At 60.0% G+C, this 22,904-nt stretch carries 17 protein-coding genes and 1 pseudogene; 8 read left to right on the top strand and 10 right to left on the bottom strand.

Annotated elements, in window-relative coordinates:
• Positions 1-8 precede the first annotated feature (8 nt).
• Both FX984_RS01330 and FX984_RS01325 read left to right on the top strand, forming a co-directional pair.
• Positions 9-770, top strand: coding sequence for an ABC transporter permease (locus FX984_RS01330; protein ID WP_146476437.1), 762 nt, complete (start codon positions 9-11; stop codon positions 768-770).
• An 11-nt stretch (positions 771-781) separates the two neighbouring features.
• On the top strand, positions 782-1,561 hold the full coding sequence (locus tag FX984_RS01325; RefSeq protein ID WP_115488704.1) for an ABC transporter ATP-binding protein: 780 nt from the start codon (positions 782-784) through the stop codon (positions 1,559-1,561).
• A gap of 97 nt (positions 1,562-1,658) precedes the next feature.
• Here FX984_RS01325 and FX984_RS01320 read toward each other — a convergent pair.
• Positions 1,659-1,979, bottom strand: a pseudogene (locus tag FX984_RS01320) (tyrosine-type recombinase/integrase); the annotation flags it as partial.
• A gap of 487 nt (positions 1,980-2,466) precedes the next feature.
• Between FX984_RS01320 and FX984_RS01315 the strand changes: the two are divergent.
• The 3 genes from FX984_RS01315 (at position 2,467) to tcuB (ending at position 6,139) form a co-directional block, all read left to right on the top strand.
• Positions 2,467-3,417: a LysR family transcriptional regulator gene (locus FX984_RS01315; RefSeq protein ID WP_146476438.1), complete on the top strand. Its 951-nt coding sequence runs from the start codon at positions 2,467-2,469 to the stop codon at positions 3,415-3,417.
• A 123-nt stretch (positions 3,418-3,540) separates the two neighbouring features.
• The gene (gene tcuA / locus FX984_RS01310) at positions 3,541-4,995 is read left to right on the top strand and encodes an FAD-dependent tricarballylate dehydrogenase TcuA (protein WP_027605745.1); all 1,455 of its coding nucleotides are present in this window, start codon (positions 3,541-3,543) and stop codon (positions 4,993-4,995) included.
• Positions 4,982-6,139, top strand: a complete 1,158-nt coding sequence (gene tcuB, locus FX984_RS01305) for a tricarballylate utilization 4Fe-4S protein TcuB (protein WP_027605744.1) — start codon at positions 4,982-4,984, stop codon at positions 6,137-6,139. Before tcuA ends, tcuB begins: the two co-directional genes overlap by 14 nt.
• A 99-nt stretch (positions 6,140-6,238) precedes the next feature.
• Here the strand turns inward: tcuB and FX984_RS01300 are convergent, their stop codons facing one another.
• The 3 genes from FX984_RS01300 to FX984_RS01290 are packed head-to-tail and all read right to left on the bottom strand — an operon-like array spanning position 6,239 to position 10,537.
• On the bottom strand, positions 6,239-7,891 hold the full coding sequence (locus FX984_RS01300; protein WP_146476439.1) for a N,N-dimethylformamidase beta subunit family domain-containing protein: 1,653 nt from the start codon (positions 7,889-7,891) through the stop codon (positions 6,239-6,241).
• Positions 7,888-9,237 (bottom strand): MFS transporter, encoded by a 1,350-nt coding sequence (locus FX984_RS01295; protein ID WP_146476440.1) that lies wholly within the window; start codon positions 9,235-9,237, stop codon positions 7,888-7,890. The genes FX984_RS01300 and FX984_RS01295 overlap by 4 nt, the downstream gene beginning before the upstream one ends.
• A gap of 49 nt (positions 9,238-9,286) precedes the next feature.
• Positions 9,287-10,537 carry an MFS transporter gene (locus FX984_RS01290; RefSeq protein ID WP_146476441.1) on the bottom strand — a complete coding sequence of 417 codons (1,251 nt, stop codon included), beginning with the start codon at positions 10,535-10,537 and terminating at the stop codon, positions 9,287-9,289.
• A 102-nt stretch (positions 10,538-10,639) separates the two neighbouring features.
• Here FX984_RS01290 and FX984_RS01285 point away from each other — a divergent pair, with 102 nt between their 5' ends.
• The gene (locus FX984_RS01285) at positions 10,640-11,608 is read left to right on the top strand and encodes an AraC family transcriptional regulator (protein WP_146476499.1); all 969 of its coding nucleotides are present in this window, start codon (positions 10,640-10,642) and stop codon (positions 11,606-11,608) included.
• Between the two features lie 18 nt (positions 11,609-11,626).
• Here FX984_RS01285 and FX984_RS01280 read toward each other — a convergent pair whose 3' ends face one another.
• The 5 genes from FX984_RS01280 to FX984_RS01260 form a co-directional block, all read right to left on the bottom strand.
• Positions 11,627-12,388 carry an SDR family oxidoreductase gene (locus FX984_RS01280; protein ID WP_146476442.1) on the bottom strand — a complete coding sequence of 254 codons (762 nt, stop codon included), beginning with the start codon at positions 12,386-12,388 and terminating at the stop codon, positions 11,627-11,629.
• 29 nt (positions 12,389-12,417) lie between these two features.
• Positions 12,418-13,245 carry an EamA family transporter gene (locus FX984_RS01275; RefSeq protein WP_146476443.1) on the bottom strand — a complete coding sequence of 276 codons (828 nt, stop codon included), beginning with the start codon at positions 13,243-13,245 and terminating at the stop codon, positions 12,418-12,420.
• Between the two features lie 74 nt (positions 13,246-13,319).
• On the bottom strand, positions 13,320-14,225 hold the full coding sequence (gcvA, locus tag FX984_RS01270) for a transcriptional regulator GcvA (protein WP_146476444.1): 906 nt from the start codon (positions 14,223-14,225) through the stop codon (positions 13,320-13,322).
• A gap of 181 nt (positions 14,226-14,406) precedes the next feature.
• A complete protein-coding gene (locus tag FX984_RS01265; protein ID WP_027605738.1) occupies positions 14,407-17,496 on the bottom strand; it encodes an efflux RND transporter permease subunit in 3,090 nt (1,029 codons plus the stop codon).
• Positions 17,493-18,602, bottom strand: a complete 1,110-nt coding sequence (locus FX984_RS01260) for an efflux RND transporter periplasmic adaptor subunit (RefSeq protein ID WP_027605737.1) — start codon at positions 18,600-18,602, stop codon at positions 17,493-17,495. Before FX984_RS01260 ends, FX984_RS01265 begins: the two co-directional genes overlap by 4 nt.
• A gap of 300 nt (positions 18,603-18,902) precedes the next feature.
• Between FX984_RS01260 and FX984_RS01255 the strand changes: the two genes are divergently transcribed.
• Together FX984_RS01255 and FX984_RS01250 are read left to right on the top strand one after the other, a co-directional pair.
• A complete protein-coding gene (locus FX984_RS01255) occupies positions 18,903-20,360 on the top strand; it encodes an efflux transporter outer membrane subunit (protein WP_146476445.1) in 1,458 nt (485 codons plus the stop codon).
• Positions 20,361-20,399: 39 nt separating this feature from the next.
• On the top strand, positions 20,400-21,185 hold the full coding sequence (locus FX984_RS01250) for an SDR family NAD(P)-dependent oxidoreductase (protein ID WP_027605735.1): 786 nt from the start codon (positions 20,400-20,402) through the stop codon (positions 21,183-21,185).
• A gap of 71 nt (positions 21,186-21,256) precedes the next feature.
• On the opposite strand, the gene FX984_RS01245 is transcribed toward FX984_RS01250, so the two are convergent.
• Complete coding sequence (locus tag FX984_RS01245) at positions 21,257-22,528, bottom strand: OmpP1/FadL family transporter (RefSeq protein WP_115486300.1); 1,272 nt, start codon at positions 22,526-22,528, stop codon at positions 21,257-21,259.
• Positions 22,529-22,904: the final 376 nt, after the last annotated feature.

The raw sequence follows: 22,904 nt of genomic DNA, 5'->3' as shown, positions 1-22,904 counted from the left end.
AGCCTCACATGCTGCCCTTACTGAAAAAATCCCGAGGACTGCTGCTGCCACTGCTGCTGGTGCTCGCCTGGAAATACGCCTCACGCCAGGACGCTGCCGGCGCCTATGCCTTCGTGCCGTTATCGGCAATCGGCTCGGCGTTGCTGGAAATGCTCGGCAACGGTGAACTACTGGTCAACCTGCTGGCAAGCCTGGCGCGTACCAGCAGTGGCTTGCTACTGGGCATTGTGTTCGGCGTGATGCTGGGGGTGCTGATGGCACTGTCCAGCGTAGCCAACCGTTTGATCGGCCCGCTGTTCCACTCGATTCGTCAGGTACCGATGCTTGGCTGGATCCCGCTGATTGCGATGTGGTTCGGCAACGGCGAGTTTTCCAAAGTGCTGATCGTCACCCTTGCCGCGTTCTACCCGATGGTACTGAACACCTACCAGGGTTTCAGCCATGTGGAGCGCCGTTACCGGGAAGTTGGCCAGGTGCTGGTGCTCACCCCTGTTCAGCAATTCACCCAGGTGCTGCTGCCGGCGGCGTTGCCGAGTATCGCCACCGGCGTGCTGCACGCGCTGGCATTCGCCTGGGTCACCGCGATAGGCAGTGAATTGTTCCTGTCCTCCGGGGCGGGCCTGGGCAATCTGATGATGAACGCAGAGGCCGGCTCGCGCATGGAAGTGATCGTGCTCAGCGTGCTGTGCATCGGCTTGCTCGGCTACCTGATGACCCTGTTATTCACCCTGCTGAGCCGCCACCTGTTGCGCTGGCGCAACCTCCGTTGAAAGGCCCTGATATGAACGCAATCGCTTCCCCACTTTACGTGCAAACCGGTGCGCTGCAGATTCGCGGCCTGAACAAGACATACCAGATCGAGGGCCGTTCACTGCCGGTGTTGCACGATATCCAGCTCGACGTGCGCCCTGGCGAGTTTGTCAGCATTGTCGGCGCCAGCGGCTGCGGAAAATCCACTCTGCTGCGACTGATTGTCGGCCTGGAAGCCGAATACGGAGGCGATATTTTGCTGGACGGTAAACGTATCGTCGCCACCAGCCTGGAACGCGGCATCGTGTTCCAGGACCACCGCCTGTTCCCGTGGATGACTGTCAGCCAGAACATCGCCCTGGCCCTGAAAAACCACAAGCTGCCCCAGGCGGAGAAAGACCGTCAGGTAGCTGAACACATCAGGCTGGTGAACCTTGAAGGATTTGAAAATGCCTACCCCCATCAGCTCTCAGGCGGTATGGCGCAGCGCGCCGCGATCGCCAGGGCGCTCATCAACAAACCCAAAGTGTTGCTACTGGATGAACCGCTGGGCGCCCTCGATGCCTTGACCCGCGTGCACCTGCAACGCGAGCTGCAACGCATCTGGGTACAGCAGCGTTGCACGGTGATTATGGTCACTCACGATATTGAAGAGGCGTTATACCTGGGAGATCGAGTGATCGTGATGGACGCACATCCGGGCCGGATCAAGCATGAAATCCGGATAGACCTGCCCCATCCGAGGGACCGGACATCATCAGTGCTACAGGGGTACAAGGAGCAGTTGCTGGAAGAATTGGTAGGGCATTGAACCTGCCGCTCACAGGCTGCACCTTCCGATCCCGTACGTCTAACTTGGCGCTGCATTGGCGCGACGCTTTGCCCGTGAGGGTTACCGGTCGATTCGCGGCGGAATAGAGCTGAGCATCCACCCACACCTTTGGGTATCCGATCTCGTTCAGCGCCGTCGAGATCGTCGCCCTCATCCCATGACCAGTGAGTTGATCGGCATACCCCATTCGACGCAACGCGCCATTCAGCGTGTTCTCGCTGATGCGTTTGCTTAGATCGCTTCGATGCGCAAATAAGTAGCGCTGTGCGGGAACAACCTGGTCCAGCAAGTGACGCACGATCTCCAGCGCCTGAACCGACAGCGGCACGATATAAGGCGGTACATTTTGGGTCTGCTTACCTGGCTTCCGCATCGCTAGCTGGAGTTGTTTCACCATGAATCGCTCTTGGTTTCGTAGACACCTCCAAGCCCAGCAAACAAATTACGCGGATGCAAATATTAGGTCGAACACAGCCGATCGGAGTTGCTGTTCTCGACCGAGAGCGGATTAGCTGGTCCTTGATGAGCCCTGCCCCCTCCCGTCAGATCCGATGAGGAGTTACACTGAAAGCCATTGACGACCACCCTGCTCCGCCTCAGAGATCGCCAATCTCGATCACCCGCATATCCCGCGCTACTGGGGGCAAAACTGGGGGCATATTTTAGGTTTTCCGACCTGAAAATACTGCGCTAGAGCCCAGTCAAAATGTTCTTTGGCGATCCTGAGAGCCTTTAACGCCAGGTTACGCCGACGATTCACAAAGCCTGTACACGTGAATAAAACGCTGTCCTAACCAAGCCTCAATCGTCCATCAGCCCCGCGAAAGGACGTTCAACCTAACCCAGGTCGAGCAGCAAAACGACCTATCGAAGGAACTCTCCTGATGGAGCTCAGACAGCTTCAATACTTTCTTAAGATTGCCGAACACAGAAGCTTGAGCCGGGCTGCTGCTGAGCTTGGCCTGGGGGTTTCTGCCTTAAGCCAGCAAGTCAGTAAGCTGGAAAATGAACTGAGTACTCGGTTACTCAATCGCACGACCACTGGCGTGACACCGACCAGCGCCGGCATCGCGTTTCTTCACCATGCGCAACTTGCGGTAAGGCAGATAGGTAATGCGGTACATGCCGCTCAGCGAGGTCGCATGAGCGGATACGTCAGTGTGGGCCTGCCACCCACTACGGCCAGCGTTCTGGCGTTGCCTCTGATCGAGCGCATGCGCACCCGCTACCCTGACATTCAGCTGCACTTAGTGGAGATGTTATCTGGCCATCTCGCGAGCCAGCTTAACGCTCGGCAGTTAGATCTGGCGGTTGTGTTCCAAGCCGATGCCGGAAGGCGATGGCACGTCACTCCGTTGCTCGACGAAAAGCTGTTTGTCATAGCAGTCCCGACTCTGCTTGATATCCCTGAAGGCGATACCGTGCAAATTGATCAACTCGGGCATGTACCGTTGGTTATGCCGAGTGCACAGCACGGATTACGCACTAGCATAATCATGGCGTTTGAGCGCAGTGAAACCGTTCCTCACATCGTGATGGAGATCGATGGGCTAGCGACGCTGATGCAAGCAGTCAAAGCTGGACATGCAGCGACAATACAGCCTGGTGCCGCCGCCGCTCGCTTAGGGGATGCAGAACTTCGCATGGTCGAAATCTCTGACGACCATGTGGGGCGCCGCAACTTCCTAGCCAGCCTTTCGGACGACGAGCTGTCCCCTGCTGCGTTAGCCACGCGCGTCGTTCTTCTTGAGGTCAGCCGTGAGCTAGTGAATATGCACCTTTGGCCGGGGGCAAGCCTTCAACCGCCAGAGGCTCTCCATCGGGTAGGCCTTTAGTAAAAGTAAAGGCCCTGCCGCTAGCACGTTCTTTCGACCACCCAGACCTCGCATTAAGCTTCGCTCACTCACAAGGAGCACCGTGCTCCAGCCGGTTGTAGAGTCGAGTCGAGGAAAATAACAATGATTGATGTGTTAGTCATCGGAGGGGGTAATGCCGCCTTATGCGCTGCGCTGATGGCGCGGGAGGCTGGTGCGAGCGTCATGCTTCTGGAAGGCTCGCCCAAGATTTGGCGGGGTGGCAATTCGCAGCACACACGTAACCTTCGGTGTATGCATGATGCGCCGCAAGACGTTTTAGTAGACGCCTACCCGGAGGAAGAGTACTGGCAGGATTTGCTGAAGGTCACCGGCGGGATCACGAATGAAAAACTTGCCCGAATCACGATCCTTGCATCTTCCAACTGCCGAGACTGGATGCGCTCCCACGGCGTTCACTTCCAGGCGCCGCTCTCCGGCGCGCTCCATGTTGCAAGGACAAATGCCTTTTTCATGGGCGGTGGCAAAGCCTTGGTCAATGCTTATTTCCGAAGCGCTGAGCGAATAGGCGTTCAGATTCGCTATAACGCCCAGGTCACCGATATCGAGCTCAAGGACGGAAAGTTCATTGCTGCACATCTCCCTGAACGCGTGGTGGATGACGAGCATCTGCCGGCTGAACGGATCGAGGCCAAGTCCTGTGTGCTCGCTGCTGGCGGTTTTGAATCCAACCGTGAATGGTTGCGAGAAGCCTGGGGCCAGAACGAACGGGGTGAATGGCCTTCCGATAACTTTTTGATTCGCGGCACGCGTTTCAATACCGGAGTGCTACTTAAACGCATGATAGCGCTGGGCGCGGATGTCATCGGTGACCCGACTCAAGCCCACATGGTTGCGATTGATGCGCGGGCTCCTCTCTACGATGGAGGGATATGCACCCGTATCGACTGTGTGTCTCTTGGGGTCGTAGTCAATCGGGAAGGTGAGCGCTTCTACGATGAAGGCGAGGATTTCTGGCCCAAACGTTATGCCATCTGGGGTCGACTGGTCGCAGGGCAGCCCGGTCAGCAAGCGTATTCAATCATCGACCAGCAAGCTATAGGCAGATTCATGCCACCTGTGTTTCCAGGCACCACCGCTAACACACTGGCAGAGCTTGCCCGGAAACTGAACCTGCCCGTCGAGACCTTCGTTAAGACGGTGGAAGATTTCAATCAGGCATGCCAGGCAGGGACATTCGATCATACCGCGCTCGATGACTGCCACACTGAGGGCCTAACCCCTGCGAAGACCCACTGGGCGCGCCCTCTAGTTAACCCCCCTTTCTATGCATATCCGCTCAAGCCGGGAGTTACGTTCACATACTTGGGACTGGCGACTGACGAAACCTCTGCCGTTCATTTCAACGGCAAGCCTAGCCCCAACTTGTTCGTCGCAGGGGAGATGATGGCTGGGAACGTACTGGGAAAAGGTTACACAGCCGGGATTGGCATGGCCATCGGCACTGCTTTCGGTCGCGTTGCCGGGGTCCAAGCCGCAGCCAGCGCAGACATTGCTTCCAAATCAGAGACAGGGGGATCTCGATATGCAGCTTTATGATCCCAAAACTGCCAACCCGTTGATTCCGGTTCTAAATGTCGATGAGACTGAAGTTCAGCGACAAATGACCATTTGCAACTCGTGCCGTTATTGCGAAGGGTTTTGCGCAGTTTTTCCAGCCATGACGCGCCGCCTGGCGTTTGGGCAAGCAGACATCCATTACTTGGCCAACTTGTGTCACAACTGCGGCGCATGCTTGCATTCTTGTCAGTACGCAGCCCCGCACGAGTTTGCGGTCAATGTTCCCAAAGCCATGGCCAAGGTGAGGGTCGATACCTATGGGGAATACGCGTGGCCTAGACCATTTGGCCAGCTTTATCAGCGTAATGGGCTGACCCTCGCTGTAGCCTCGGGTATTGGCCTGGCGCTGTTTTTGTGTCTGACGCTGGCCATCATGGGCAACCTGTTCCGTGAAATGCCGGGCGGTAATTTCTACGGCATTTTCCCTCATAACACCCTTGCATTGATGTTTGGCGCCGTGTTTGGTTTCTCCATATTGGCGTTAGGGATTGGCGTGAGGCGTTTCTGGAAAAATGTGTCACCCGCCCAAGTTCCTACTTCCCTGAAGGCATCGGCAGCCATCGAGGCAACAGCCAATGTCGCTAAGCTCAAGTACCTGGACGGCGGTCATGGTGAGGGGTGCAACAACGCCGATGACAAATTCACGCTCTGGCGACGTCGCTTCCACCACTTCACGTTCTATGGCTTCCTGTTGTGCTTTGCAGCCACTTGTGTGGCCACGCTTTTCCACTACTTTCTCAACTGGTCCGCCCCCTACCCTCTCTTCAGCCTTCCAGTGATTCTCGGCGTACTAGGCGGCATTGGGTTGTTGGTGGGTCCTGCAGGCTTGTTATGGTTGAACTTCCGGCGTGATCCCGAACATGGCGATGCGAACCAAAGGCCCATGGATCGTGGTTTCATAGCCCTGCTGTTTCTGGTCAGCCTTAGCGGTCTGGCTTTGCTGGCCTGGCGGGAGTTTTCAGCCATGCCGCTGCTGCTGGCGATCCACTTAGGATTCGTTATGGCCTTCTTCCTGACGATGCCTTACAGCAAATTCGCCCATGGGATTTTTCGATGTGCGGCGTTGCTTAAGTTCTCAATCGAGAAACGCCAACCAAATCCTATCAACGCCGGGAGCGATTGAATCCGGCCTTCACGATTAGAACCCGTTTTTTCACAGAAATAACTAATGCAAGGAGACGAAATTGAAAACTCTCGAGTTTCTCACCCATGCTCTCAATAGTTACGTATTGCGGAGGAAACGCTCGAGCACATTGTTGGTGATCATCACGGTGTAGATGTCTGCCTGCATGAGCCCATGCACCCATTCGCACGTGGCGGCAGTGAACACCTCGCCTCGACCTTTGTGGAAGTGCACCACCATGCCGGCCCCGCGGCTATGCATATCGATGCTGGCGTCGCTGAGGTCCGGCGCCAGGATGGAAGCACGAAACCGCGCATCGCCATCGCCGAGCATGAATGAATAGGCATCCTCGGACCGGCCATGCTCGGCATTGGTCGCCCAGCCCATGGCGAGGATTTGCAATCCGCAGGGCGCCCCGTCTGTGTAGAGCGGTTCCGGGAGGCCGTCGACGAAGGTGTATTCCAGGCCATCCACCTCATAGCCGAAGAGGTTGGCTTCGTCCGCGAACATATCCGCGTAGCCGAGGCCCGTCCCCATGAACGCCCAGTGCTTGGGCCTGAAGACTGTGTAGCCGCGCGGGCTGCGCGGCGCCATGCCTCCAAAGCTGGCGTAAATGCCTCGCAGAGCATTCACCCCGAACGTCGTTGCCCCGGGGTGATTCACCCTCGGATCTTCCCAGGCCCCCGTTAGCCGATGAGGCTCGGTAGCGGCCACAGGATCGAGCGCACCGGCGTCGTACTTGTAGGCCACCTGCCGCCGGCCTTCATCCTCCAGGCGAATCTGCCACATGAAATTGCCGGCGAAGCGCGCGACCTTGCCGCCCTCCTCGACAAAGGCGTCGACATGGTCGCGCATTTCCCGCGTCCAGTACTCGTCGTGCCCGACGAAGACGGCGCAGGCGTAGCCCTCGAGCGCGTGGGGGTCGTGATGCAAATCGTCCTGGGTCAGGATATGCACCGTATAACCTTGCTGCTCGGCCCAGAGCACAAAAGGTCTCTCGTAGGAAGCCCACCCCGCCAGCGCGTAGTACTTGGCGTAGCCGTTTAGGCTGGCCCATTCGATGAACTCATAGCGCGCCGGCCCTGGCGTGCGGGGCCGGGTCGCGTTGACGCAACGTGGCGCATCGGCCGGCAGCCACACCTGCCCTCGCGCCCAGGGGCGCTGTGCCGACAGCAACGGTGAGCGGCCACGTGGCGTGCCGGGATGAACGCCAAAGTAATGATTGGCGCCGCCCCAGTCGTTATAAGCGGCCCACGTCGAGGTGGCCGCGACGAGCACCAAGGCATCGGCACGCTTGCACAGCGCCTTGACGATAAACAGATGATGCCCGAGGACGCTGTCGTCGCCGTCCCGCACTTCCACTATGTAGCCACCCTGCTCGGCATCCGCCGGAATTGGCCATTGCATGAAGACAGGCCATTGGCAGCCATGCTCGTAGGCACGTTCGGGTATGGGGTGGAATCGAGCGTCAAGGCTGTCGGTGGTATGCAGCGTGCGGGCGATGGCGCCATCACGATAGATCCGCAGCCTCACGTGCGGGCGGTTCGACGACAGATACAGGCAAACCGAATCACCCGGGCTATAGGCGCGACGGTCCGAGTAGCACCAGGCGGCCGCCGGGCCCGACTCGCAAGGAACTTCGACCCAGGTCTCGCGTGCGGCCTGACGTGGGCCCGAAGTCTGGCTGACGATCACGTTGGCGCCCAGGCGTTCGCCTCGCGCAGCGGTGTTTTTGAGGTCTGTGGAATTCATTGAGTCGTACTCCTTTGATCGGCTGATTCTGCGGATCGACCAGCCAACGTGTTTACGCTGACTCGAGCACCAGGCGCCTTGATGTGCGCAAGGTCGATGCCCGCTGTTTCGTCGATAAGAAACCCCGCCAGGACGGTGACAACGCCCAACCCGATCACATAGCTGACGTACAGATAGCCAAGGTCGGCGCCGCTGAGATAGTTGTGTAGATAAGGGGCGGTGCCGCCAAAGATCGCCACCGAAACCGACGAGACCAAACCCACGCCCTGGGCCCGTGCCTGGGTGGGCACCTGCTCGGAGAGCACAGCAGGGAAAATCGCCGCGATCAGCGACCAGGCGCCCAGCCCCAGCACCTGGGCCAAAAACAGCGTCCAGGGCTCAGTGGTCACCATTATCGAAAGGGGATAGGTCAGCACGATCACGCCCAGGCCCCAGGCGATAACCATGGGCCGGCGCCCTACCCGATCGGACACCATCCCGCAGACCGGCAACCAGCACACACAGAGGAGCTGCGCGAGAAGGCTGGCCACATAGGCTCCCGTGGCGTCCATGCCCTGGGCAATCGCCGTCGAAGCACCGAACGTGACCCACGCGTAGTAAGTGACATTGGCGGCCGCTGCAAGCATGACGATGTTGCGCGCCACCCGTAGCATCTCCCCCCTGGACAGCTTGCGCGGGGGCCGCGCTTGCCCTTGCTGCTCTACGAACACATGAGACTCCTGCGCACCGCGGCGCAGAAACAGCGCGTAAATACCGAGCACTCCACCAATGGCGAAGCCGATCCGCCAGCCGTAGTCACCCATGGCCTGGGCGCCCAGCAGCCAGGTCAGCGTCGCCGCCACGGCCGTTGCCGCCATCACGCCCAGCGTCACCCCCACATACACGGAACTGGACCATAAGCCACGGTGCTTGCTTGGGGCGATCTCAGCGACATAGGTGTAGGAAACCCCTGTCTCGCCACCATGGGCGAGCCCCTGCATCAGCCGGAAAAACAGCAGCGCGCCCGACGCATACAGGCCAATGCTCTGGTAGTCAGGGATAAGCGCGATGCCCAGGCTGCTGATCGCAAGCAGCAGCATGGTGAGCACCATGATGGTCCGGCGCCCCAGCCGGTCGCTCAGCCGGCCAAACAACCAGCCGCCGACAGGGCGTGCGACAAAGCCAACCGCAAACACCGCAAGGGTCGCGAGCATCGCCGAGCGCGCATCGGTCTTGTCGAACAGGTTGCTTGCCAGGTACACCGAAAAGGTGGCGTACAGGGTCCAGTCGAACCATTCGAGCGCATTGCCGATACCGGCTGCGCGCAACGATTTGAGGCGTCCTTGGTGAGACGTCGTATTGTTCATGGGGTATCTCCTGGTGACGAGCGGGATCGAAGCGGTTTGGCAAACCGGATCAAAGGTGCAACGCGGGCTTGGGCTGGCGTACGCCCTGGACAGAAGGGACGCGGACACGCAGCGCAATCAGCAACGCCGCCAGCAGCATCAGCACGGCCGCCGCTACGAATACGCCTGCGCTGCCACCGAAGCTGAACACTGCACCGCCAGCGGCGGCGCCCGTGGCGATGGCCGACTGCACAGAGGCCACTACCATCCCTCCGGCGCTTTCCGCCTGGTCAGGTACCGCGCTGGCGACCCAGTTCGACCACGCCACCGGCACACCACCAAAGGCCAAGCCCCAGACCGCCAGCAGTAGCGCCTGCCCCGGCACCGAGGCCGGCAACAGCACCAGCGCCAGGGCTGCAACGCCGACCAGCGCCGGCATCAACACCAGCGTGGCCAGTGGGTGGCGCTCCAGCAGCCTGCCGGCCAACAGCGTGCCGGCGAAGTTCGCCACGCCAAAACCCAGCAACATCAACGACAGCCCCTGGGGGCCGATGCCAGTCGTCCCTTCAAGGAATGGCCGAACATAAGTGAACATCGCAAAGTGGCCGCTGTGCACCAGCACACAACCGAACATCCCCATGGCGATGCCCGGGCGCTGCAACACCTCGAGCACAGTGCGCAGACGTGCCGGCCGGCGCGGCGCCAGGCGCGGCAGCGTGAACGACTGGAAAGCCAGGGTCACCATGCCTACCGCCGCTGCGGCAAAAAAAGCGCTGCGCCAGCCGTACAGCCCGCCCAGATAGCTGCCCAGCGGCACAGCCACGACCGTCCCGACGGCAATGCCGCTGAAAATGATCGACAGCGCCCGGGGCAACAACGCACTCGGCACCAAGCGCATCGCCACCGCCGCCGCCATGCTCCAGAACCCGCCAAGGGCAATGCCCAGCAAGATGCGCATCACCAACAGCACCGCGAAGCTGGAGGAAACGGCGACCAACAGATTGGAGGCGACCATCAACGTGGAAAAACCCAGCAGCACCCAACGTCGGTCGATGCCGCGGGTCAGGCCGGGCACCAGCAAGCCGGCGAACAGCGCAACCACCGCTGTCACCGTTACCGCCTGGCCAGCCAGCGCCTCGGACACGCCCAGGTCGGCAGACATCAGCGTCAACAAACTGGCCGGAAGGTACTCAGCGGTCAGTATTCCGAACACACCCATTGCCAGCGAGAAGACGGCCATCCACGCGGGCGTCGCAGGCTCTACGTCCGCACCGACGCCGGAATGGCGGTCGGATACGGTGTTACATACACAGTCAGTCATTGCACGGATCTCCCAATCTTCATGGCGAGCCGAAGTCTAGGCGCGGGAAGCTGGATGATCTATGATCGAAAATCTCTTCTTTTTGACTAAAACACCTGAATGATGCCAGCAGATCAGTTTGCTCTTTCCTCGGACCTCATCAACGAGCTGTTGCGCGGCATGCGCCTGCGTGGCGTCGAATACCGGCGTATCCAGGCGGGTCCAACCTTTGGTTTGGGCTTCGCGGAAAAAACTGGGCACGCCTGGTTCCACTTCATGGCCGTCGGCAATGCTGTGCTGCGAATGGAGGACGGCAGCACCTACGCGCTGTCTGCCGGCAACGCCGTGTTCATTTCCCACGGCGCGGCCCACCAACTGTTTTCCGATCCGGACGCGCCCGTTCAAGACATCGACCGCCTGGACGGCGCGCCCTTAGGTGACACCGTCAGCGCGGTTAATACCGGAACCGATGCCAGCCCCACGCCGAGCACTATTTTGTTCAGTGGTTGCATGGAGTTCGAACTGGGCAGCATCCATGGCCTTGGCCGGCTGATGCCGGGACTGATGCTGATTGATGCCGGCGGCCAGCGTTACCCCGGACTGGTGCCGATCCTGACCACCATGGAGCGCGAGGTCGGCGCCGCGCGTATCGGCTTCGCCGGTATCCTCGCGCGGTTGGCTGACGTGGTGGCCGCCATGGTCGTTCGCGGGTGGGTGGAGTGCGCCTGCGGGAATGCCTCTGGCCTGGTCGCCGCCTTGCGCGATCCACGCTTGGCCGGTGCACTGCTGGCGCTCCATCAACAACCGGGCCGCGACTGGACCGTTGCGCAGCTGGCCGAGCACTGCAATACCTCGCGCTCGGTCTTCGCGGACCGCTTTCAGGTGACGATTGGCATGACCCCGCTGCGCTACGTCACCGAACTGCGAATGCGGCTGGCAAGCCAGTGGCTGACGCTGGAGAGGCTGCCGATTGAAGAGGTGGCGCAGCGCTTGGGCTATACCTCCCAGGCCGCTTTCAGCCGCGCATTCAAGCGCATTACGGGCAAGACACCGGGTTTGAGTCGCAAGGTGAGGCCGCACGCTGTTACTTGAAGCCGATGAGCCTTTGACTCATTTACCCCCCGTTACGTCGAGGAATGTACCGGTAACGAAGGATGCCTCCGCGCTCGCCAGCCATAGAATCGCGTGCGCCACTTCCTCCGGCTGACCACCCCGCCCCATGGGGATCGAATCCTTGACACGATCCACCCGCCCCGGCTCACCGCCACTGGCATGCATGTCGGTATAGATATGTCCGGGGCGAATACAGTTGACCCGTATGCCTTCCCGGGCCACCTCCTTGGCAAACCCGATGGTGAACGTCTCCAGCGCGCCCTTTGACGCCGCATAGTCGACGTACTCATTGGGGCTGCCAAGGCGTGCCGACGCCGAAGAGACATTGATCACCACCCCGCCCGGGCCGTTGTAGCGGTAAGACATGCGCTTCACCGCCTGCTGGGCACAGAGTATTGGCCCGATGGCATTGACCGCAAAGATGCGCTGCATCCGCTCGAAGCCGAGGGCCTCCAGGCGTGACTGAGGTGCGAGCATCCCGGCGTTATTGACCAGTACGTCGATACGACCGAAGGTGCGGTCGATGGCCGCGAACATATCGGCCACCTGTTGCGGGTCCGCACTGTCGGCTCGCATCGCCAACGCCCGGCGCCCCAATGCTTCTACATCCGCCACCACCGCCAGCGCTGCGGACTGGTTGGCAACGTAGCTGATCGCGACGTCATAACCTCTTTCGGCGGCCAGCCGGGCGGTTGCCGCCCCCACTCCACGACTTCCACCTGTGATTAGAATCAGCGGTGCCTGCGAGACGTTGACCATTAGACATTGCTCCTGAGCCGTTGGCTGTATCAGCCGATGATGAGGGTGCCGCTGGCGATCACTACGCATGCCAGTATCCGGCGGGGGGTGAGCGTTTCGCCGAGAAACACATAGCCGATCAACGCCGCAAACAGCACGCTGGTTTCGCGCAATGCGGATACCGCGCCCAGTGGCGCTTCGTTCATGGCGTAAATGATCATTCCATAGGCGAGCAAAGAGACCAGCCCGCCGACCAACGCGGTCACTGTTCCAGGCCGGACGCGGAACAAGCTGCGGGTGTCGCGCAGGCCGATGTAGACCACCGGCATCAGCACGCCCCACAGCGCGCACATCCACACCGTGTAGGCAAGCGGCGCACCGGAGAGCCTGGCGCCGATGCCGTCGACCACGCTGTAGGCCGCAATAAAGCCGCCCGTTCCCAGCGCATAGGGCAGGCTGGGAACCGACAGACTGCGCCCTCTGAAGGCCAGCGAAATAATCCCGCCGGACACCAACGCAATACCGAGCAACTCGCCAGGCGTGATGCTTTCCCCGGCAAACACGGCGGCCCCCAAGGTGATCAGCACCGGCGACGATCCCCGTGAAATCGGATAGATCTGCCCCAGGTCGCCGACGCGGTAACTGCGCACCAGAAACAGGTTGTAGCCCACATGCAGCAACCCCGACAGCACCGCGTAGCCCCAGCTTTCAATCGCGGGGAGCACCATGAACGCTGCGGCGACGACACTGGCGATGGCGATGGCAATGCACATCACCGTCATGGACCACAGCCGGTCGGCGCCGCTACGCAGCAGCGCATTCCAGCCGGCATGCAGGAGCGCGGCGAAAAGCACGAGGAGGATGAGATGAGTAGGCATGCTCCACTGTAGGCAATCCGGCGCCGGGGCTAAAGCGAAGTCTCCTCAGCACAGCATGAGCGGAAACTCATGACTCACTCATCCGGTCGTTGGACCTTCAGTGCCTCGCTGACCAGCCATTGGCGAAAGCTGGCGATGTGCGGCTGGGATTCGATGCCCTTGGGGCAGACGAAGTAGTAAGCAAGCGGCGACGGAAGCGGTACGTCGAACAGCCGCACCAAACGGCCATCGCTGATTTCGTTCTCGACATGCCCGCTGCGCACCAATGCAACGCCCTGGCCGAGCAAAGCCGCCTCGACCGTCATGTTGGTATCGCCAAACCTGACGCTTTCCTGGAGCGGCAAATAGGCCAACCCGACGGCTTGAAACCACACCTCCCACTTTGGCACCAACTCGGCGCCATCCCGAGTCAGGAGCGGGAAATGCAACAAGTCTGCCGGGCGTTGCGGTGTGCCAACGCGCCGCAGCAGTTCGGGACTGGCCACGGGAAATACCTGCTCCCCAAACAGGAACTCCGAATACAGGCCTGGGTAATTGCCCTTGCCGAGCCTGATCGCAACATCTGGCTGGCCGTGAGAGAAGTGGATGATTTTATCCGTGGTGTCCAGCGAGACCAGCAGCTCGGGGTGCTGGCGAGACAGACGCGGCAAGCGTGGCAGCAGCCATTTGAGCGCAAAGGAATAGGTGGTGCTGACGCTGAGCCGAACCCGGCCCTTTTGCTCGCGCAGGTCACCCAAAGTCGCCTCCAGGCTGATGAAAAACTCCCGCACGATGGGCGCCAGCGCAGCCCCCGCCGCCGTGAGGCGTAACGCCTTGCCACGTTCAAACAACGGCAGCCCCCAAAGCGCCTCAAGGTGCTTGAGCTGGTGGCTGACCGCGCTTTGAGTCACATGCAGTTCCTGTGCGGCTGCAGTAAACGTCGGGTGGCGGGTGGCAACTTCAAAGGCGCGCAAGGTCGCGGTAGGCGGCAGGTCTCTCATCGGGGCAGGATCCAGCGAGTTATGGGAAAAGCGCATGCATGAACGTTAGCTCATGCAGCAGATTACCTCACTGTACCCATTTGAATCCTCGTCCTTGTTCAATCCGCGCCTACAGAAGCAGCCGCTTTGGCGAGTTGACCGACGAGAGGACGCCGGCGCCCTCCCCTCGAACACCCCTTGCTCAGGTAGGTTGCGCCGCTTGAGCCTTGCTCGCGTTGCCTGGGCGGATTTTGAACCAGATGGCGTACATCGCCGGCAGGAACACCAACGTCATGATGGTGCCGACCAAAGTACCGCCGATCAGTGTGTAGGCCAGCGTGCCCCAAAAAACAGAATGGGTCAGCGGGATGAATGCCAGGATGGCCGCCATCGCCGTCAGCAGTACCGGGCGAGCCCTCTGTACCGTGGCTTCGATGACGGCGTGAAAGGGATCCAGGCCTTCCTGGGCGTTGTGATGGATCTGCCCGATCAGAATCAGCGTGTTGCGCATCAGGATGCCCGACAGCGCGATCAGCCCAACCAGGGCGTTGATACCAAACGGTTGATGAAATATCAGCAGCGTCGGCACCACGCCAATAAGTCCCAGCGGTGCGGTGAAAAACACCATGATCATTGCCGAGATCGAACGCACCTGGACGATGATGATCAGCAGCGTCAGCGCAATCATGATCGGAACCAGCGGCACTATCGCCTGGCCTGCCTTGCCCGACTCCTCGATTGCACCCGCTTGCTCGATCCGATAGCCGGCGGGGAGCGTGTCGATAATCGGCTGCAGTTGCTTGATGATCACACCCGATACGTCCGGTGGTTGAAGGCCTTCGTCAATATCGCCACGCACGGTGATCGTCGGTGTACGGTCACGGCGCCTGAGGATCGGATCCTCCATGCGCACATCCACCTCTCCGACCTGGGATAGCGGGATCCGCTGGCCCGCGGCGCCTACCAATGTAAACCCTTCAATCCGCGCAGGGTCCAGACGTATATCGCCTGCGGCGCGGCCAACCACCTGCACTGAACGAATGTCTTCACGAACCGACGTGATCGGCACGCCCGTCAGCAGGAATTGCAACTGCTGGGCGACGGCGCTGGAGGTCAGTCCAACCGCCTGCAAGCGATCCTGATCCAGGCTGAAATGCAGGGTCGGCGCCAGAGGGCCCCAGTCGCTGTTGACCGTCCTCATCAACGGACTCGCGTGCATGACCGCTTGTACACGGCCCGCAATCTCGCGCAGCTTCGTCGGGTCAGGCCCCATTACCCTGTAGGCGACGGGATAGGGTGAATACGGACCAAACACAATTTGAGTCGCCCTGACACGGGCCTCGGGGGCGAGCCCGGCAGCGACCGCCTCGCGAAAACGCAGCTTGAGGGTTTCACGTGCCTCCTGGCTGGACGTCAGCACCACGATCTTGGCGAACGAGGGATCCGGCAGTTCTGGCGCCATCGCCAGGAAGAAACGCGGCGCGCCCTGCCCGATATAGGCCGTGACGATTTTTGCCTCTTCCTGCTTTTGCAGCCAGGCCTCGACCTTTTTCGCAGTGGCACTGGTCTGCTCGATGGAGGTTCCGTAGGGCATCTGCACCTCGACCATCACCTCGGGACGGTCTGACGTCGGGAAGAACTGCTTCTTCACCAGGCCCATGCCCAGGACGGCCACGACAAACAGCGTGATAACCGTGCCAGCCACCAGCCACTTGAGTTCGATGACCCGGGTCAGGACCCGGCGGAAGCGGTTGTAGCGCGGGGTATTGTAGATAGCCGCATGCCCACCCTCTACCTGCTTGATGTCTGGCAGCAACTTCACGCCCAGGTAAGGGGTGAAAGCCACTGCGACAACCCAGGAAGCGATCAGAGCAATACCCACGATCCAGAACATGTTGCTGGTGTACTCGCCGGCAGTGGACTGGGCGAAACCGTTGGGCATGAAGCCAACCGCCGTTACCAGTGTGCCAGAGAGCATCGGCGCGGCCGTATGACTCCAGGCATACGCGGAGGCTTTGATGCGGTCGTAGCCCTCCTCCATTTTCACGACCATCATTTCGATCGCGATGATGGCGTCATCTACCAGCAACCCGAGCGCCAGGATCAATGAACCGAGGGTAATACGGTCAAAGTTCTTTCCGGTGGCCGCCATCACCACAAACACGATCGCCAGTGTCAATGGCACGGCAGCTGCGACCACGACGCCCACACGCCAGCCCATGCTGAGGAAGCAAACAAGCATCACCACGAGCAGCGCGACAAAAAACTTGACCATGAACTCGCCAACGGCCGAGTCGATGTTGACGGCTTGATCGGTCACCTTGGTCAGCGTCATGCCCAGTGGCATGCCTTCATTGATCTTGGTCGTCTCGGCGTCCAGCGCCTTGCCCAGGTCCAGGCCGTTCCAGCCTTCGCGCATGATGACCCCCAGCAGCAGGGCCTCTTCTCCGTTACTGCGCACCAGAAAGGTTGCCGGGTCTTCATAGCCACGTTCGACAGTGGCCACGTCGGAGAGCTTGAGCGTGCGCCCCTGAACCACAATCGGCGTGTCACGAATCTTCTCCAGCTTATCGAAGGCGCCGTCCAGGCGGAGGAAGACCTGCGGCCCATTTGTTTCAATCGAACCGGCGGGCGTGAGCACGTTCTGGTTATTCAGCGCGGCAAAGATGTCCTGAGGCGCAATGCCCAGGGTGGCCAACCGATCATGGGAGAACGAAACAAATATCCGCTCGGCCTGCTCACCGATGATGTTGACCTTCTTCACGCCCGGCACATGCAGCAGTTGCTGGCGCAACGACTCAGCATCACGCACCAGCAGCCGCTGCGGCTCGCCTTTGGCTTTGAGGGCGAACAGCGCAAACGTCACGTCCGAATACTCGTCGTTGACCAAGGGCCCGATTACACCCGCCGGTAGCTTGGTGGCTTCGTCGTCGAGCTTTTTGCGTGCCTGATAAAACTCTTCCTGCACCTGTGAGGGGGGCGTGCGGTCCAACAACGACACCATGGTGAAAGCAAGACCGGGCCGCGTATAGGTTTCCGAGCGGTCGTACCATTTCAATTCCTGCAGGCGTTTTTCAAGTGGCTCTGCGACCTGGTCCTGCATTTCCTGCGCAGTAGCCCCCGGCCAGGCAGTAATGACCGTCAACTGCTTGACCGTAAACGGTGGATCCTCCGCACGCCCCAGCTGGAAGAACGCCAGGGTGCCCGCAACCGCGATCAGAAAGATCAGGAATACCGTAATGGATCGCTCACGAACGGCGATCGCAGAAATATTAAAGCGGCCTTCGCTCATGGATGACTCCCGGCAACATGGGCGTCATCCTGCTGGGGCACTCTCACGTCTTCTCCATCGCGCAGCAGATGGGCGCCTAACGCGACGATCTGCTCACCGACCTTGAGATCGCCTGCCACGCGTGCGGCATCGTCGCTCAATCCCAGCACCTGAACAGGACGCCAGCTCACCTTTGCCGGCGAGCCTGCGATCACCCACACACCGGTGCCATTGCCTGGGTCATAAAGGGCCGCGATGGGGACTTGCAGCGCCTGCCCGTGCGCGGCGCCTTCTGCGATCCGCAACGTGACCGTCGAACCTATCGGGGCATTGGCCAGCGCGCCCTCAAGCACATACCGCGCCTCAAACGTGCGCGTCACTGGGTCGGCAGAGTCAGAAAGCAGCCTGAGCTTCGCTGTAACAGCCCCTGCGGTACTGCCGTAAAGCGTCGCTTGCGCGCTGGATCCGGCTGCAGGACGCAACGTCTCGGGCAGATGCACGATGGCTTCGCGCTGGCCTGCGCGGGCCAGTCGAACCACGGGCTGCCCCGGGCTGACGACTTGCCCGGGCTCTGCGAGTGTCTCCACCACGACCCCGTCGGAATCCGCAAATAACACCGCGTAGCCGGAAGCATTGCGGGCGACATCGGCCTGGGCTTGTGCGGCGCTGAGCTGCGCCTTTGCGCTATCCGCTGCGGCCTTGACCTGGTCGTAGGCCGATGCAGAAACAGCCCCTGCGGCGACGAGGTCGCGATATCGCGCCTCGTCATCGGCTGTCTGCCTGGCGCGGGCCCTGGCGGCGGTGACCGACTCTTGCTGTGCTCGCGCCTGCAACCCCAGGTCGATAGGGTCAAGGCGCATAAGCGGCTGACCGCGTTTAACGCTCTGGCCGGTATCGACCAGCCGCTCGAGGATCTTGCCGGAGACCCGAAAGCCGAGATCGCCCTGCACGCGGGCCGCCACCACTCCCGTGAATGAACGTGATGTCTCCGAGGAACCCTCAACCGTTCCGGGCCTTACCAGAGGAGCCTGCGTGCGCGGATCGTCAATGTTGGATGAGTCACCACACGCCGTCAGGACGAGAGGCAACAAGCAGGCTGCAATGGGGATGGGTCGGAGCCGGAGCATAGGTTCCCTTATTGAATAGAAAGAACAGGGATCACATATTCAGACTAGTGACTATTATTGTCAACGGTCACATTCGAACTCTCCAATGGCGCAGAAGGATGCACCACCCCACTACGCGATCGCTCATGACCCCGTTACAACAAGGCTAGGTTGATGCAGGACTGCATATTCCAAAGCAGCACATGACGGGGATGAACGATATTTTTCAGTCATACCTGAATTTAGCCCAGGGGCCTCAATTGACAGAGAGTGACCATACAGTACTATGGTCACCAACAATATTCGATTCAAGGAATCCCAATGCACTCCCTCCGCCCCGCTGCTTTTTTGATCAGCGCCAGCTTGATGACAGGTTGTGCGGTCGGTCCGGACTATCGCCGTCCGGACGCCCCGCTCCCGGACCGTTACCTGGGCCAGTCTTCTGTCGAGCAGAGACCAGGGGCGACGCCTGCCAGCCTCGTCATCTGGTGGGAGGGCTTCGGTGATCCACTGCTCGCCGACTTCGTCGCCAAGGCGCTTGAACAGAACCTCGATCTGGCGCAGGCCCAGGCACGAGTCGCGCAGGCGCGGGCAGGACTAGGCGCCGCCAATGCCGCTTTATTGCCCTCGGGAAATATCAGCGGCCAGGCCGCCCGCGCCTACCAATCAGTCGAGACGCCACTCGGCCAGGTGCTGAACTCAACCCCTGGCTATGATCGCTATGGCAGTTCCTACGAAGCCGACCTCAATGCCAGCTGGGAAGTGGATGTCTTTGGCGGCCTGCGACGCGGACGCGAGGCGGCACTGGCCGAGTACCAAGCGTCCGAGGCTGGCGCCGCGGCCACGCGATTGGCCATCGCCGCACAGACTGCGGATATCTACATCACTGTCCGCGGATTGCAGGCTCGGCTGGACATCGCGAATCGACAAGTCAAAACCCAGCAGGGGCTGCTGGAGAAAGTCCAATTGCTCTACAGCAAGGGGCTTGCCGCCAGCTATGAGGTTCGTCAGACCGAGGGGGCTTTAGCACAGGTCCAAGCCACCGTACCGGTGCTGCAGACCGGTCTGGATGCGGCCATGAATTCACTCGATGTCATGCTCGGCACGCCACCCGGTACTCATCGCACGCAACTTGCCATGGTCGCAAGCATTCCGGCAGCGCCGCAGTTAAAGACCATGGGAACGCCAGCCGACTTACTGCGCCGCAGGCCTGACCTCATTGTGGCCGAGCGCCGCCTTGCCGCCTCAAACGCACGCATCGGGGAGGCGATTGCCGAGTACTACCCTAAGTTCTCTCTGAGCGCCTTACTGGGGAGTGCAACGGCTGTATCGGCAGGCAATCTTTTTTCCGGCGGCGCCAGTCAATCGTCGGGCGTACTGGGACTGCGCTGGAGACTCTTCGACTTCGGGCGCATCAACGCCCAAATCGACCAAGCCAAGGGACAGGAAGCCGAATCCCTGGCCGCGTACCGTCAGTCTGTGCTGCGCGCCACCGAGGATGTCGAGAACGCGCTCTCCTCACTGGTGAATCGGGACGCCCAAGCAACCACCCTCATTGGAGGCGAGACGTCTTTGACGCAAGCGCGCCAATCGTCGTTCACTGCTTATGAGAAAGGCACGGCCAGCTTGATTGACGTCCTGCACGCTGACGAGACCCTGCTTCAGGCTTCCGACGCTCGGGCGCAGGCACAAACCGAATCGGCACGCGCGGCAGTCGCCGCGTTCAAGGCGCTGGGTGGCGGCTGGCAGCCCTCGGATAGCCGACTGACGAGCCGATGACACGGGTGGTTTTCGAGATTCAAACAAGGGGTATGCAAGATGGCCGTGAAAGAAAATTCATGGGTGCTCATTACTGGAGCCTCCAGCGGATTCGGCAAGGAATTTGCCCGACAGTACGCCGCAAAAGGGAAATCGCTGATTCTGGTAGCCCGCAGGCTGAACGAGCTTGAAGCACTCGCGGACGAATTGCGTAGTCGTTTCGACGTCGACGTGATGGTGCAGCAAGCAGATCTTTCATCAATAAATGTGATTATCGATCTGCATCGGCGCCTGCATGACAGCAATACGGTGGTCGATGTCCTGATCAACAATGCGGGTTACGGCTTGCAGGGAGCATTCCTGGATGAGCCCCTGGAAAGCTCCCTGGCGATGATCGACCTGGACGTCGCCAGCCTGACCGCCATCACTCGTCTGTTTGCAGAGGATATGCGGGCCAGGCGCAAGGGGCATATCTTGATGACAGCCAGCCTGCTGTCCTACCAGGGCGTGAAGAACTTTGCGGTTTACTCTGCCGCCAAGGCTTACGTACTCAGATTCTCCGACGCCCTGCATCGTGAGCTCAAACAAGACGGTGTGGTGGTCACAGCGCTTTGTCCAGGCATGTCGGATACCGGGTTTGCAGCAAGTGCCAAACAAAAGATAACACCGGTCTTGAAGAGGGTCATGATGCAACCCGAGCCTGTAGTGCGAGCGGGGATACAAGCGTTGCACGCAGGCCGCATGAGCGTCGTGCCGGGCTTTGGCAACAAGGCTATTGCGGTCTTGACCTGGGCCACACCCCGTCGACTTCACCAGGGCCTGATGTCACGGGTAATGGGTGTTTGAGCGGGCCAGGCAATGCCCCCGACGACGGATACCTGATCCACTAGGTATCCGCTCTCAGGCCCCGCCGCGAGTCAGAATCGATAGCTGACAGAAGTGCCCAAACCGCTCGCGCTATTTTTATACTTCGAGCTGTAGGCGCCTCTTGAGGCGGATACGTCATTGACCTGTACGCTTTCCTCCCATAGGTAGGAATACGCCACATCGATCGTGACATTCTCCGCCGGCGTCCACCCTGCCCCGACACTGATGACTTTCCGGTCACCGGTAGGGATTCGCGGCCCACGGTTGACGTTGTTGGTGGGGGACTGGTCAACCGAGAAGCCGGCGCGAAGAACCCACTGATTGTTCAGCTTATACGCCGTGCCGATAGCGTGCGCCCACGTGTCGTGCCAGTTCTGCTCCTCGGTAATACGACTCAGCGTTCCGCTCAACGCCGCAGGCAAGCCACTGTTTTCGAACACCAACTCCTTGAAGCGACTCCAGCGCGTCCACGTACTCCCCAGGTAGAGCGTCCAGTCATTGTTGAGTTGATGAGTCACGGAAAAATCGACTGATTCCGGGGTGTCCACATCCAAGGACGCGTCATAGCTCGTACCGCTTACACCCAGCACACTGAAGATGCCGTCGGTGAGCTTGGTCTTGGCATCCAGCCGGTAGCTGACCTTGGAGTGATAGGTCAGACCCAACCGAGTTCGATCTGTCGCTTGCACTAGAATACCCGCGTTAAATCCAAGCGCCGTGTCATCGCCGGTGCTTTTGAGCTTTCCGTCATTGCGGCCTGGGCTGAGTGGATTGAGCACCATCCCGGAAAGCTCACCACTGATACGGTTGATGGTCGGTCCGAAACCGATCGAGACCTTGTCGTTGAACGCATAGCTGATGGTGGGCTGAAACGTAAGGGTCGTGACCTCACTTTTGTTGGCGTAGTAGCGGCCGGCGAAACCACTGCCATAATCGGTCATTAGCCCAAACGGCACATAGAAACCCACACCGAACGCCCAGTGCTCATCGATGGGTTTGACGTAGTAACCCATGGGCACTGTGGTGGTCGGCACCATGTCCCCGTCCTCCTGCCCCCCGAATGTGCTGCGCGTCTGGCTTATATGGGCCTTTGCGAAAAGCGTTGCCGCCCCGACGCTGGCCTGCTCTTTTTTCAAGCGAGACATACCGGCCGGATTACCGAAGACGGTACTCGCATCTTCTGCCGATGAAGAACGGCCGGCAAATCCGGAGCCCATCCCACTGATGCTTTGTTCATTAAGAGCGAAACCGCTCGCGAACAGTTGAGTCGACGAGAGGGCAACAGCAAGGCCAAGCGGGGTCCTGCGCAGTATTTTTTTCATTATTAGGACTCGATAGATCATCGGGATAAAGCGGTAGAGAGCGTCACGCTGAACGCGGGCTATCGGGAGGGGCCGCAGCGCAGATTTACGAAGATCGTGCGCGCCACGGCGATTCCTCCAGGATAGGTACAGCATACTTATTCATGTGACCATTCATGTCAATAGTCACAAATCCGGCAAATGAACATGCATGGCTACGCGGCAAATGCTGCGCGGATAATCCACTCAGTTACCTAGTGAGGTTTGATACGAGGCCCTGAATATGGGGATCAGGCCCCGGATTCGAGTTAATACCGCGCCCCGGAAAAGGGTGTCCACCTGGATCGGTGTTCACCATCATCTAAGCGTTGATATCAGAGCAAAGTGATAGAGATGA

The organism is Pseudomonas marginalis (genome assembly GCF_008692035.1).
Taxonomy (GTDB): domain Bacteria; phylum Pseudomonadota; class Gammaproteobacteria; order Pseudomonadales; family Pseudomonadaceae; genus Aquipseudomonas; species Aquipseudomonas marginalis.
This window is presented reverse-complemented; position numbering and strand designations above follow the sequence as displayed.

What these genes read in the sequence shown, in the direction of transcription:
- FX984_RS01330 (WP_146476437.1), top strand. Translation starts at nt 9, where the DNA reads ATGCTGCCCTTACTGAAAAAATCCCGAGGACTGCTGCTGCCACTGCTG.
- FX984_RS01325 (WP_115488704.1), top strand. Translation starts at nt 782, where the DNA reads ATGAACGCAATCGCTTCCCCACTTTACGTGCAAACCGGTGCGCTGCAG.
- FX984_RS01315 (WP_146476438.1), top strand. Translation starts at nt 2,467, where the DNA reads ATGGAGCTCAGACAGCTTCAATACTTTCTTAAGATTGCCGAACACAGA.
- tcuA (WP_027605745.1), top strand. Translation starts at nt 3,541, where the DNA reads ATGATTGATGTGTTAGTCATCGGAGGGGGTAATGCCGCCTTATGCGCT.
- tcuB (WP_027605744.1), top strand. Translation starts at nt 4,982, where the DNA reads ATGCAGCTTTATGATCCCAAAACTGCCAACCCGTTGATTCCGGTTCTA.
- FX984_RS01300 (WP_146476439.1), bottom strand. Translation starts at nt 7,891, where the DNA reads ATGAATTCCACAGACCTCAAAAACACCGCTGCGCGAGGCGAACGCCTG.
- FX984_RS01295 (WP_146476440.1), bottom strand. Translation starts at nt 9,237, where the DNA reads ATGAACAATACGACGTCTCACCAAGGACGCCTCAAATCGTTGCGCGCA.
- FX984_RS01290 (WP_146476441.1), bottom strand. Translation starts at nt 10,537, where the DNA reads ATGACTGACTGTGTATGTAACACCGTATCCGACCGCCATTCCGGCGTC.
- FX984_RS01285 (WP_146476499.1), top strand. Translation starts at nt 10,640, where the DNA reads ATGCCAGCAGATCAGTTTGCTCTTTCCTCGGACCTCATCAACGAGCTG.
- FX984_RS01280 (WP_146476442.1), bottom strand. Translation starts at nt 12,388, where the DNA reads ATGGTCAACGTCTCGCAGGCACCGCTGATTCTAATCACAGGTGGAAGT.
- FX984_RS01275 (WP_146476443.1), bottom strand. Translation starts at nt 13,245, where the DNA reads ATGCCTACTCATCTCATCCTCCTCGTGCTTTTCGCCGCGCTCCTGCAT.
- gcvA (WP_146476444.1), bottom strand. Translation starts at nt 14,225, where the DNA reads ATGAGAGACCTGCCGCCTACCGCGACCTTGCGCGCCTTTGAAGTTGCC.
- FX984_RS01265 (WP_027605738.1), bottom strand. Translation starts at nt 17,496, where the DNA reads ATGAGCGAAGGCCGCTTTAATATTTCTGCGATCGCCGTTCGTGAGCGA.
- FX984_RS01260 (WP_027605737.1), bottom strand. Translation starts at nt 18,602, where the DNA reads ATGCTCCGGCTCCGACCCATCCCCATTGCAGCCTGCTTGTTGCCTCTC.
- FX984_RS01255 (WP_146476445.1), top strand. Translation starts at nt 18,903, where the DNA reads ATGCACTCCCTCCGCCCCGCTGCTTTTTTGATCAGCGCCAGCTTGATG.
- FX984_RS01250 (WP_027605735.1), top strand. Translation starts at nt 20,400, where the DNA reads ATGGCCGTGAAAGAAAATTCATGGGTGCTCATTACTGGAGCCTCCAGC.
- FX984_RS01245 (WP_115486300.1), bottom strand. Translation starts at nt 22,528, where the DNA reads ATGAAAAAAATACTGCGCAGGACCCCGCTTGGCCTTGCTGTTGCCCTC.